This window comes from Pseudomonas sp. BN505 (assembly GCF_029873175.1).
Classification (GTDB): domain Bacteria; phylum Pseudomonadota; class Gammaproteobacteria; order Pseudomonadales; family Pseudomonadaceae; genus Aquipseudomonas; species Aquipseudomonas putida.
Map to the genome: position 1 here is coordinate 15,011 of NZ_SSOI01000040.1, position 12,265 is coordinate 27,275.

Genomic DNA, 12,265 nt, shown 5'->3' on the forward strand with positions numbered 1-12,265 from the left:
AGCACTTTTGTCCTGCTCTGCTTGCAGGTTTCGGGACGATTCATACAAGGGAAGAGGTCATGCTTCGAATTCGCAAACTGGTTCTGGCCATGGCTGCAGCATCCGCGCTGTCGTCTGGCATGGCGAATGCGCTGGGCCTGGGGGAGCTGACCCTGAAGTCGGCACAGAATCAGCCGCTGGACGCCGAGATCGAATTGCTCGACGTGCGCGACCTCAAGGCCGCCGAAGTGGCGCCAAGCCTGGCGCCACCGGAAGAGTTCAGCAAGGCCGGGGTGGCGTTTCCGACCTACCTCGAAGACCTGACCTTCACACCGGTGATCAACCCCAACGGCAAGAGCGTGCTGCGGGTTACCTCCAGCCAGCCGCTGCCGGGGCCAGTGGTCAAGTTCCTGGTCCAGGTGATGTGGCCGCAGGGCCGCCTGCTGCGCGACTACAGCGTGCTGCTCGACCAGGCCAAGGCCCAGGGCGATAAGCCAGCAGCAGGCAATGTCACACCGGCCACAACCGGTGCCAGCAGCTACACCACCCAGCGCCGCGACACCCTGTGGCAGATTGCTGCGCGCAACACCCAGGGTGGCTCGATCCAGCAGACCATGATCGCGATCCAGGCGCTGAACCCCGACGCCTTCATCGGCAACAACATCAACCAGCTGAAAGTTGGCCAGGTACTGCGCCTGCCCGACCAGCAGCAGATCCAGAACATTGCCCAGGGCGAGGCAAACAGCGAGGTGGCCGAACAGTATGCCGCCTGGCGTGAAGGCCGCCGCCTGGGCCCGCGTGCCCGCCAGCTCGACGCTACCCGCCGTGGCGCCGCCGAAGCTGCCCCGGCGCGCATCGCCCAGGGTGACAACCTGCGCCTGGTAAGCCCGGGTAACCAGACCGGTGCCGGCCAGGCCAAGGCACTCAACGACAAGCTGGCCGTTGCCCAGGAAAGCCTGGACACCAGCCGCCGTGACAACGACGAACTGAAAAGCCGCATGACCGACCTGCAGAGCCAGCTGGACAAGCTGCAGCGTCTGATCGAGCTGAAGAATGACCAGCTGGCGCGCCTTGAAGCCCAGGGTGCAACCGCCCCGGCGGTGGCTGGTGCTGCTCCGGCCCAGCCGGCGGCAGCCGCTCAGCCCGCGGTCGAGCCTGCACCAGCTGCGGTCGATACCGCGCCAGAGCCGGAGTCAGCCGCCAATCAAGCGCCAGCCAGCCAGCCGGGCAGTGCACTCGACCAGATCTTGGGCAACCCCTGGCTGCTTTGGCTGATTGCCGGCTCCAGCATCCTGGTGCTGGCGTTGCTGCTGTGGTTGCTGGCGCGCAAACGCAAGGCCCAGCAAGAAGCTGAAAAGCACCTGCGCATGGCGCGGGCGCTGGAAGAAGAGCAAGCCCCAGGTTTTGACACCGATACCGAGAGCCTCGACGGCGTCGAGGTCTCGGAGCCGAGCGTGACCCTGTCGCCAGCTGTGGTCGCAGCTTCGGCTGCCGCTGCTGTCGCTGCGGAGAAAATGGCAGCGCCAGCCGCCGAGGCAGAACTCGAGATCGAGCCGTACGCAGACCCGCACGCCGCGCTGTTGGCCGAAGTCGATCAATGCCTGGTCGAGGGCCGTCTGAACCGCGCCACCGAACTGCTGGAGCCCGCTGTGGCCGCCGCGCCAGAGCGTGACGACCTGCGCCTGAAACTGATGGATGTGTACGCCCGCCAAGGTGACCAGAGCGCGTTCGCCGAACAGGAGCGCAAGCTGCCGGCCAGCGAGCAGAACACTGCCCAGGTTGCCGGGCTAAAAGAACGTTACCCAGCCATGCTTGGTCTGGCTGCTGCCGGGCTGGGTGCGGCGGCACTGGCTGCCGAAATGGATGAGCAGTACGTGCAGGAGCTGCTGCACGACGAGCCTGAGGCGCCGGTGGTTGCCGATGTGGTGCCTGACGAGGTGCCTGAGTTCGAGCCAGAGGCGGACGCTGAGCCGGAGGTTTTGGCGCAAGCAGAGCCTGAAGCCGAGCTGGATGCCTTCGAAGAAGTGCCAACCCTTGATGCACCGGGCGTGGATGAACCGGACCTGGACAGCGACTTTGACCTGAGCCTGGGTGAAGACCTGCCGGAAGAAGATCCGCTGGCAGCGCCGTTGCTGGACGAGCCGGCGGCACAGGAACCTGTACCCGACGAGCTGGTAATTGCCGAGCCTGTGCTGGATGAGCCAGCGTTGGAAGAGGTTCAGCCAGAAGAGCAGCCGTTTGCCGTGGATGCCGAACTGCAAGCCGACGCCGACGCTGATTTCGAAGCCATGCTGGCCCAGGCAGAGCCACAGCCTGCCGTGGACCTGTCCGATTTCGACCTCGATGTTACTGAGCCGGTTGCCCCGGCCGCCCCGCAAGCAGTCGAAGAGGCCCCCGTGGACATCGCCGCCGAACTGGCTGCCTTCGACAGCGTGCCGGAGTTTGACCCGGTTTCCGAGTTCGACATGCCGTCGGACTTCGACCTGTCGCTGTCGCTGGACGACGATTCGCCGGCCGCCAAAAGCTTTGCCTCGGAGCTGGACGACGTCAACGCCGAGCTGGACAAGCTGTCGCAGAGCCTCGAATCGCCATCGCTGGAGCCACACTTCACCAGCGAGGACGCGGTAGCGCAGCCTGAGCCCGAGCCTTTGGACGACCTGGACTTCGACTTCTTCTCCGGCAGTGACGAAGTAGCCACCAAGCTTGACCTGGCCCGCGCCTATATCGACATGGGCGACAACCAGGGCGCGCGCGACATCCTTGATGAAGTGGTCAAGGACGGCGACGACACCCAGCGCCAGGAAGCCGAGGACATGCTCTCTCGCCTGGTCTGATGCAAGCAGGGCAGGCCTCTTCGCGGGCTTGCCCGCTCCCACAGGGTCTCCACAAGTCTTCGACCTTGTGAGTAACCTGTGGGAGCGGGCGCGCCCGCGAAGACGCCCGCAAGCGCTACACACCTCCAATGGCAGCCCTACAAGGCTGCCGTTGTCGTTATAATCCCCGCCATTCCGTACACCCCACAGGTTTCATGCGCTTGGACATCATCGACACCGCTGCCGCCGAATCCGCGGCCGAAGGCTACTCCCGAATCGCCCTGGGCGTGGAATACAAGGGCGCCCGCTATCGCGGCTGGCAGCGTCAGGCCAGTGGAGTGCCCAGTGTGCAGCAAGCGCTGGAACAAGCGTTGTCCAAGGTCGCCAACGAACCGATTTCGGTGATCTGCGCCGGGCGTACTGATGCCGGCGTGCATGGCTGCGGGCAGATCGTGCATTTCGATACCCGCGCCGTACGCGACGAGCGCGCCTGGACCTTGGGTACCAACTTCAACCTGCCGCACGACATCAGCGTGGTCTGGTCGCGGCCGATGCCGGCCGACTTCCATGCCCGCTTCAAGGCGTGTGCCCGGCGCTACCGCTACGTCATCTACAACGACCCGATCCGCCCGGCGCACCTGGCCGAGGAAGTGACCTGGAACCACCGCCCGCTGGATGTGGAGCGCATGGCCGAAGCGGCGCAGTTCCTGCTTGGCACCCACGACTTCAGCGCCTTCCGCGCCAGCCAGTGCCAGGCCAAGTCGCCGATCAAGCACATCTACCACCTGCGCGTTACCCGCCATGGCCAGATGATCGTGCTGGACGTGCGCGCCACCGCCTTCCTGCACCACATGGTGCGTAACATTGTCGGTGTGCTGACAGCCATCGGCGCCGGCGAGCGCCCGGTCATCTGGGCGCGTGAAGTGCTGGAAGGGCGCGACCGCCGTGAAGCCGGGGTCACCGCCCATCCGTACGGGCTTTACCTGGTCAAGGTGGAGTACCCCGAGGAATATGTGCTGCCCCAGCGTTACATCGGCCCACACTTTTTGACCGGCTACGAAGCGTTGGCAGACTGACGGACGAAAAGCCATTTGCTAACATCCGGCCTTTCACCGTAACAATCAGGGTTCGCTGTCCATGAGCAATGTTCGCAGCAAGATCTGCGGGATTACCCGTATCGAAGACGCACTGGCCGCTGCCCAAGCGGGTGCCGATGCCATCGGCTTTGTCTTCTACGCCAAGAGCCCGCGAGCCGTGGACGTGCGCCAGGCACGGGCGATCATTGCCGAGTTGCCACCATTCGTTACCACGGTCGGGCTGTTTGTCAACGCTTCGCGTTGCGAGCTGAACGAGATCCTCGAAGTGGTTCCGCTGGACCTGCTACAGTTCCACGGCGATGAAACCCCGCAAGACTGCGAAGGCTACCACCGCCCCTGGATAAAGGCCCTGCGTGTGCGCCCGGGCGATGACCTGGAAGCGGCCTGCCAGCTTTACGCAGGGGCCCGCGGCATATTGCTGGACACCTACGTGGCAGGCGTGCCCGGGGGAACCGGTGAAGCGTTCGACTGGTCACTGGTGCCGGCACACCTGAGCAAGCCCATCATCCTGGCGGGCGGGCTGTCGGCCGATAACGTCGGCCAGGCCATTGCCCAGGTGCGGCCTTATGCGGTGGATGTCAGCGGTGGCGTCGAACAGGCCAAGGGCATCAAGGACGCGGCGAAAATCGAGGCCTTCATGCAGGCGGTGAAACAGGCGTGATGGCAGATGTGACGGCTGGCTGCGCGCCATCGTCCATAGCTTTCGCAGCCCTGCGGGGCAGCCGCCGGTGGCGGCACAACAACACATTAGCGGTGGAGTGGCACGCTGGAAGCCCCGGCGGCCGGTCCATCATCGTTTCATAAAGATTTTGAGCTCAAGGGCAGGGCAGGGCCGGTGAAGCCGACCCCCGCCTGCCAATACTGGAGAAAGAAAGCATGAGCAACTGGTTAGTCGACAAACTGATCCCTTCGATCATGCGTTCCGAGGTGAAGAAGAGCTCGGTGCCTGAGGGCCTGTGGCACAAGTGCCCGTCCTGCGAGGCCGTGCTGTATCGTCCGGAGCTGGAAAAGACCCTGGATGTCTGCCCCAAGTGCAACCACCACATGCGCATCGGCGCACGTGCGCGCATCGATATCTTCCTCGACGCGGAAGGCCGTGCCGAACTGGGTGCCGACCTGGAGCCGGTCGACCGCCTTAAGTTTCGTGACGGCAAGAAGTACAAGGACCGCCTGACCGGCGCCCAGAAGCAGACCGGCGAAAAAGACGCGCTGATCTCCATGAGTGGCACCCTGATGGGCATGCCGATCGTGGTCAGCGCCTTCGAATTCTCGTTCATGGGCGGCTCCATGGGGGCCATCGTCGGCGAGCGCTTCGTGCGTGCGGCCAACTACGCCCTGGAACACCGCTGCCCAATGGTCTGCTTCTCCGCTTCGGGCGGTGCGCGCATGCAGGAAGCGCTGATCTCGCTGATGCAGATGGCCAAGACTTCGGCCGTGCTGGCGCGCCTGCGCGAAGAAGGCATCCCGTTCATCTCGGTGCTGACCGACCCGGTGTACGGCGGCGTTTCCGCCAGCCTGGCGATGCTCGGCGACGTCATCGTCGGTGAGCCAAAGGCCCTGATCGGCTTCGCTGGCCCACGTGTGATCGAGCAGACCGTACGCGAGAAGCTGCCAGAAGGCTTCCAGCGCAGCGAGTTCCTGCTGGAGCACGGTGCTATCGACCTGATCATCTCCCGTGGCGAACTGCGCCCGCGCCTGGCCCGTCTGCTGGCGCAGATGACCGGCCAGGAAACCCCGGAGCAAGCGCGTGAGGCGGCTGCCGTCGCGTGATGAAACAACGATCCCTGGGCGAATGGCTCGCCTACCTCGAGCAGTTGCACCCCTCGGCCATCGACATGGGCCTGGAGCGGTCGCAGAAGGTGCTTGCCCGGCTGGCGCTGGGCAAGCTGGCGCCACGCGTGGTGACGGTGACCGGCACCAACGGCAAGGGCTCGACCTGCGCCTTCGTGGCCTCGCTGCTGCGCGCCCAGGGGCTCAAGGTCGGCGTGTACAGCTCGCCGCACCTGTTGCGTTACAACGAGCGGGTAGTGATCGATGGCCAAGAGGCCAGTGATGAGCGCCTGTGCGAAGCCTTCGCCGCCGTCGAGGCGGCGCGGGGCGAAATTTCCCTGACCTACTTCGAGATGGGCACGCTGGCCGCGTTCTGGTTGTTCTACCAGTCGCAGCTGGATGCCGTGGTGCTGGAAGTGGGCCTTGGTGGCCGCCTGGACACCGTGAACGTGGTGGATGCCGACCTGGCCCTGGTGACCAGTATCGGCGTCGACCATGTCGATTACCTGGGCGATACTCGCGAGCTTGTGGCCTTCGAGAAGGCCGGCATCTTCCGCACGGGCAAGCCGGCCCTGTGTGGTGACCTGGACCCGCCGAAGCCGTTGCTGGACAAGGCTGCCGAACTGGCAGCGCCGCTGTTCCTGCGCGGTCGTGACTTCGATCTGGCCAGTGCCGATGGCAACTGGAGCTGGCGCGGTACGGCGGCTGATGGTGCGCAGGTAGAACTGCGTGACCTGCCTTTGCTTGACCTGCCCATGGAAAACGCCACGCTGGCCCTGCAGGCTTACCTGCTGATGGGGCTGCCGTGGGATGCCGCGCAGGTGCGCCAGGCACTGCTGGCGACCCGTATCACCGGCCGCCTCGACCGCCGCCTGCTGAACTGGCAGGGCAAGCCGGTGGAGCTGCTGCTGGATGTGGGGCACAACCCCCATGCAGCGGAGTACCTGGCTCGGCGCCTGGCGGCCCGGCCGCTCAAAGGGCGTCGCCTGGCGGTGTTCGGCCTGCTCGCCGACAAGGACCTGGACGGCGTTGTCGCGCCGCTGCAGGGCCTGGTCGACGACTGGGCCGTGGCGCCCCTGGATACCCCCCGTAGCCGCCCGGCTGCGGAACTGGCCACGGCCTTGACGAACCTCGGTGCTGCGGTGAAGTCTTATGTCAGCGTCGATGCCGCCCTTGAAGGGCAATGCGCGCAGGCGACGGCGGATGATCAGATCTTGCTGTTCGGTTCGTTTTTCTGTGTTGCCCAGGCGCTGGAGTGGCTGGAGCGGCACGCCCAGGAGGGTGGAGTAGATGGCAGTGCTGGATAAAGGGATGAAACAGCGCATGGTGGGTGCGCTGGTGCTGGTGGCGCTGGCGGTTATTTTCCTGCCGATGCTGTTCACCCGCGAGGACGAGATGCGCCAGGTGCACGTCGAAGCCCCGCAGGCACCGGCCATGCCAAGCCTGCCGGAAGTGAAAGTGGACCCGGTCGCCGTGCCGGAGCCGCAGGTCATTCCTGAAGAGCCGCAGCAGCCACCGGTGGTGGTCGACGAGTCCACTGCGCCGGCCGCTACACCCAGCCAGCCAATTACTCCATCGCCGCAGACCCAGGCGCAGGTTCAGCCGGCCAAGCCGCAGGTCCCGGCACCCAAGGTCGAGCCCAGGCCGGCGGCCACCCCGGCACCTGCCACGGCAGTGGCCAAGCCAGCTGCCCCCTCGAAAATCGACGTCAATGGCTTGCCTGTCAGCTGGTCCATCCAGTTGGCCAGCCTGTCCAACCGAGCCGGTGCCGAGAAGCTGCAGCAAACGCTGCGCAGTCAGGGCTACAACGCCTATATCCGCTCGGCGGGCGGGATGAACCGGGTGTATGTCGGGCCGTTGATCGAGCGGGCCGAAGCCGAGCGCACGCGCGACGCCATCAACCGCCAGAACAGCCTCAAGGGCTTTGTGGTGCGTTTCCAGCCAGAGCGCAGCTGATACCCAGTAGCGGCCTTGCTGGCCATTCGCGGGTAAACCCGCTCCCACAGGATGTGCGCAGACCATGCTGTGACGCCGTCCCTGTGGGAGCGGGTTTAGCCGCGAATCGCCCAACACCAATCCACCCCACATTCCGCTTACTCCCAGCCCGTCGCTCTGGTAAAATGCGCCGCCTCAAACGTATGCAGGCAGCACCGTGGCATTTACCTTGGTTGATTGGGCGATCATCGCGATCATCGCCGTCTCCACACTGATCAGTCTCAAGCGCGGCTTCGTCAAGGAAGCCTTGTCCTTGCTCATCTGGATCATTGCCGGTGCGGTTGCCTGGATGTTCGGCGGTTCGCTCTCGGTGTATCTTGAGAGCTATATCCAGACGCCATCGATGCGCGTCATCGCCGGCTGCGCCATTCTTTTCGTCGCCACCTTGCTGGTGGGGGCCATGGTCAACTTCCTCGTGGGTGAGCTGATCCGTGTGACCGGGCTGTCCGGTACTGATCGTTTCCTGGGCATGGCCTTCGGCGCCGCGCGCGGGGCCTTGCTGGTAGTGGTGGCCATCGGCCTGATCAGCCTGGGGCCTGTTCAACAAGACACCTGGTGGCAGGAATCACGCCTGATACCACAATTTCTCTTGGTCGCCGACTGGTCTAAAAACCTGATCCTTGGTTTTACCGGCCAGTGGTCACCCAGTGGGTTGATCAGCGCTCCGGCTGATCTTCCGTTCAAGGAACAGTTGCTCGGTCCGTCCCGGCACTGAGCGCTATTCACTCAAGTTTCGTCAAAGTAGGGGTTGCGTCGCATGTGTGGCATCGTCGGTATCGTCGGTAAGTCGAACGTCAATCAGGCGCTGTATGACGCGCTTACGGTCCTCCAGCACCGCGGCCAGGACGCTGCCGGTATCGTGACCAGCCATGACGGCCGGTTGTTCCTGCGCAAGGATAATGGCCTGGTGCGCGACGTCTTCCAGCAGCGCCACATGCAGCGCCTGGTAGGCAGCATGGGCATTGGTCACGTGCGCTACCCGACTGCGGGCAGCTCGACCTCGGCCGAGGCCCAGCCGTTCTACGTCAACTCGCCATATGGCATCACCCTGGCCCACAACGGCAACCTGACCAACGTCGAGCAGTTGGCCAAGGAGATCTACGAGTCCGACCTGCGCCACGTCAACACCAACTCCGACTCGGAAGTGCTGCTGAACGTGTTCGCCCATGAGCTGGCGGTGCGCGGCAAGCTGCAGCCGACCGAAGAAGACGTGTTCGCTGCTGTTTCCCACGTGCACAGCCGCTGCGTAGGCGGTTACGCCGTAGTGGCGATGGTCACCGGTTACGGCATCGTCGGTTTCCGCGACCCCCACGGCATCCGCCCGGTGGTGTTCGGCCAGCGCCACACCGACGAAGGCGTGGAATACATGATCGCCTCGGAAAGCGTGGCCCTGGACGTGCTCGGCTTCACCCTGATCCGCGACCTGGCGCCGGGCGAAGCGGTGTACATCACCGAAGAAGGCCAACTGTTCACCAAGCAGTGCGCCGAATCGCCAAAACTGCAGCCGTGCATTTTCGAGCACGTCTACCTGGCGCGCCCGGACTCGATCATCGACGGTATTTCGGTGTACAAGGCCCGTCTGCGCATGGGTGAGAAACTGGCCGACAAAATCATGCGCGAACGCCCGGAGCATGACATCGACGTGGTCATCCCGATCCCGGACACCAGCCGCACTGCCGCGCTGGAGCTGGCCAACCGCCTGGGCGTCAAGTTCCGCGAAGGCTTCGTCAAGAACCGCTACATCGGCCGTACCTTCATCATGCCCGGCCAGGCCGCGCGCAAGAAATCGGTACGCCAGAAGCTCAACGCCATCGAACTGGAGTTCCGCGGCAAGAACGTGATGCTGGTGGACGACTCGATCGTGCGCGGCACCACCTGCAAGCAGATCATCCAGATGGCCCGCGAAGCCGGTGCCAAGAATGTCTACTTCTGCTCCGCAGCCCCGGCAGTACGCTACCCCAACGTCTACGGCATCGACATGCCGAGTGTTCACGAACTGATCGCCCACAACCGTACCACCGAACAAGTGGCCGAGTTGATTGGCGCCGACTGGCTGATCTATCAGGACCTGCCAGACCTGATCGACTCGGTCGGTGGCGGCAAGATCAAGATCGACCACTTCGATTGCGCGGTGTTCAACGGTGAGTACGTCACCGGCGATATCGACGATGCCTACCTCGAGCGTATCGAGCAGGCCCGTAATGACCTGGCCAAGGTCAAGAACCAGGCCGTCAGCGCGATCATCGACCTCTACAACAACTGATTCAGGGAGCGACGGCATGACGGATCAATGGGATGCCGGGCGACTGGACAGCGACCTCGAGGGTGTCGGTTTCGACACCCTGGCGGTGCGCGCCGGTCAACACCGTACACCCGAGGGCGAGCACAGCGAAGCGCTGTTCCTGACCTCCAGCTACGTGTTCCGCACGGCCGCCGACGCGGCCGCGCGCTTTGCCGGTGAAACGCCGGGCAACGTCTATTCGCGTTACACCAACCCGTCGGTGCGTGCCTTCGAGGAGCGCCTGGCGGCCATGGAAGGCGCCGAGCAGGCCGTGGGCACCTCCACTGGCATGGCAGCCATCCTGGCCGTGGTGATGTCGCTGTGCAGCGCCGGTGACCACGTGCTGGTGTCGCAGAGCGTGTTCGGCTCGACCATCAGCCTGTTCGAGAAGTACTTCAAGCGTTTTGGCGTGCAGGTGGACTACGTGCCACTGGTCGACCTCGGCGGCTGGGAAAAGGCCATCAAGGCCAATACCAAGCTGCTGATCGTCGAGTCGCCGTCCAACCCGCTGGCCGAGTTGGTCGATATCACCGCGCTCAGTGAAATCGCCCATGCCCGCGGTGCCATGCTGGTGGTGGACAACTGCTTCAGCACCCCGGCGCTGCAGCAGCCACTGAAGCTGGGTGCCGACATCGTGTTCCACTCGGCCACCAAGTTCATCGACGGCCAGGGCCGTTGCATGGGGGGCGTGGTTGCCGGCCGTGCCGAACAGATGAAAGAAGTGGTGGGCTTCCTGCGTACCGCAGGCCCGACCCTCAGCCCGTTCAATGCCTGGATCTTCACCAAGGGGCTGGAAACCTTGCGCCTGCGCATGCGTGCCCACTGCGAAAGCGCCCAGGCCCTGGCCGAATGGCTGGAGCAGCAGGACGGCGTGGAGAAGGTGCATTACGCCGGCCTGCCCAGCCACCCGCAGCACGAACTGGCCAAGCGCCAGATGAGTGGCTTTGGTGCGGTGGTGAGCTTCGAGGTCAAGGGCGGTAAAGACGGCGCCTGGCGCTTCATCGACGCCACCCGGGTGATTTCCATAACCACCAACCTGGGTGACAGCAAGACCACCATCGCCCACCCGGCCACCACCTCCCACGGCCGCCTGTCGGCGCAGGAGCGTGAAGCCGCCGGTATCCGCGACAGCCTGATCCGCGTTGCCGTGGGCCTGGAAGATGTGGCTGACCTGCAGGCTGACCTTGCACGCGGGCTGGCCGCACTGTGATGGAAATCCGCGGCAGTACCCCGGGCCAGAATGGCCGGGTAGCCTTGGTCACCGGTGCCGCGCGCGGCATCGGCCTGGGCATTGCCGCATGGCTGATCTGTGAAGGCTGGCAGGTGGTGCTGAGCGACCTGGACCGTCAGCGTGGCGGCAAAGTGGCCAAGGCCTTGGGCGACAACGCCTGGTTCATCACCATGGACGTCGCCGACGAGGCCCAGGTCATTGCCGGGGTGTCCGAAGTGCTTGGGCAGTTCGGTCGGCTGGACGCGCTGGTGTGCAATGCCGCCATCGCCAACCCGCATAACCAGACGCTGGAAAGCCTGAGCCTGGCACAGTGGAACCGGGTGTTGGCGGTTAACCTCAATGGCCCGATGCTGCTGGCCAAGCATTGTGCGCCGTACCTGCGTGCGCACAACGGGGCCATCGTCAACCTCACTTCTACCCGGGCGCGGCAGTCCGAGCCCGACACCGAGGCCTACGCAGCGAGCAAGGGCGGCCTGGTGGCCTTGACCCATGCCCTGGCCATGAGCCTGGGCCCGGAAATTCGTGTCAATGCAGTGAGCCCGGGCTGGATCGATGCCCGTGACCCGTCGCAGCGTCGTGCCGAGCCGTTGACCGAGGCCGACCATGCCCAGCACCCGACGGGCAGGGTAGGCACCGTGGAAGATGTGGCGGCGATGGTTGCCTGGCTGTTGTCGCGCCAGGCGGCGTTTGTCACCGGTCAGGAGTTTGTGGTCGATGGCGGCATGACCCGCAAGATGATCTACACCTGAGCTCGGCGCTGTAAGGGAAGGGGACCGAAAGGTCCCTTTTCTGTTTTTGCTTTTTTTGAAAAAAATTCAATGGGGCTATTGACTTAGCTTCGCCACCTGCGTAAATTTCGCGGCCTCAGAGAAGCAAACGCAACAAGCAACATCGCGAGGGTGATTAGCTCAGCCGGGAGAGCATCTGCCTTACAAGCAGAGGGTCGGCGGTTCGATCCCGTCATCACCCACCACTTCCTGAGAAGTTCCTGGTGCAAAGGTCTCGCAAGAAGCCGATAGCCAGAGAGGAACGCACTGCGCAGCGGTAGTTCAGTCGGTTAGAATACCGGCCTGTCACGCCGGGGGTCGCGGGTTCGAGT

10 protein-coding genes and 1 tRNA gene are annotated in these 12,265 nt (G+C 64.2%); all 11 read left to right on the plus strand.

All coding sequences use genetic code 11. The annotated features are described in order from the left end of the window. Nucleotides 1-59 precede the first annotated feature (59 nt). Nucleotides 60-2,813, plus strand: coding sequence for a FimV/HubP family polar landmark protein (locus E8E78_RS12040; RefSeq protein WP_280313656.1), 2,754 nt, complete (start codon nt 60-62; stop codon nt 2,811-2,813). Nucleotides 2,814-3,013: 200 nt separating this feature from the next. After that, entirely contained in the window at nt 3,014-3,868 is an 855-nt protein-coding gene (gene truA / locus E8E78_RS12045; protein ID WP_197864866.1) for a tRNA pseudouridine(38-40) synthase TruA, read from the plus strand. A 61-nt stretch (nt 3,869-3,929) separates the two neighbouring features. Next, nucleotides 3,930-4,550, plus strand: coding sequence for a phosphoribosylanthranilate isomerase (locus tag E8E78_RS12050; protein WP_059395455.1), 621 nt, complete (start codon nt 3,930-3,932; stop codon nt 4,548-4,550). Nucleotides 4,551-4,765: 215 nt separating this feature from the next. Next, on the plus strand, nt 4,766-5,659 hold the full coding sequence (accD, locus tag E8E78_RS12055) for an acetyl-CoA carboxylase, carboxyltransferase subunit beta (protein WP_009686024.1): 894 nt from the start codon (nt 4,766-4,768) through the stop codon (nt 5,657-5,659). Further along, the gene (gene folC / locus E8E78_RS12060) at nt 5,659-6,966 is read left to right on the plus strand and encodes a bifunctional tetrahydrofolate synthase/dihydrofolate synthase (RefSeq protein ID WP_049276282.1); all 1,308 of its coding nucleotides are present in this window, start codon (nt 5,659-5,661) and stop codon (nt 6,964-6,966) included. Before accD ends, folC begins: the two co-directional genes overlap by 1 nt. Next, nucleotides 6,950-7,615 (plus strand): SPOR domain-containing protein, encoded by a 666-nt coding sequence (locus E8E78_RS12065; protein ID WP_016500860.1) that lies wholly within the window; start codon nt 6,950-6,952, stop codon nt 7,613-7,615. The genes folC and E8E78_RS12065 overlap by 17 nt, the downstream gene beginning before the upstream one ends. Before the next feature lie 196 nt (nt 7,616-7,811). Beyond that, a complete protein-coding gene (locus tag E8E78_RS12070; protein WP_280313659.1) occupies nt 7,812-8,369 on the plus strand; it encodes a CvpA family protein in 558 nt (185 codons plus the stop codon). Nucleotides 8,370-8,411: 42 nt separating this feature from the next. Then, nucleotides 8,412-9,917 carry an amidophosphoribosyltransferase gene (gene purF / locus E8E78_RS12075; protein WP_016485526.1) on the plus strand — a complete coding sequence of 502 codons (1,506 nt, stop codon included), beginning with the start codon at nt 8,412-8,414 and terminating at the stop codon, nt 9,915-9,917. A 16-nt stretch (nt 9,918-9,933) separates the two neighbouring features. Next, complete coding sequence (locus E8E78_RS12080) at nt 9,934-11,145, plus strand: O-succinylhomoserine sulfhydrylase (RefSeq protein ID WP_280313661.1); 1,212 nt, start codon at nt 9,934-9,936, stop codon at nt 11,143-11,145. Beyond that, a complete protein-coding gene (locus E8E78_RS12085; RefSeq protein ID WP_162465283.1) occupies nt 11,145-11,915 on the plus strand; it encodes an SDR family oxidoreductase in 771 nt (256 codons plus the stop codon). Before E8E78_RS12080 ends, E8E78_RS12085 begins: the two co-directional genes overlap by 1 nt. A gap of 148 nt (nt 11,916-12,063) precedes the next feature. Then, nucleotides 12,064-12,139, plus strand: a tRNA-Val gene (locus tag E8E78_RS12090). Nucleotides 12,140-12,265: the final 126 nt, after the last annotated feature.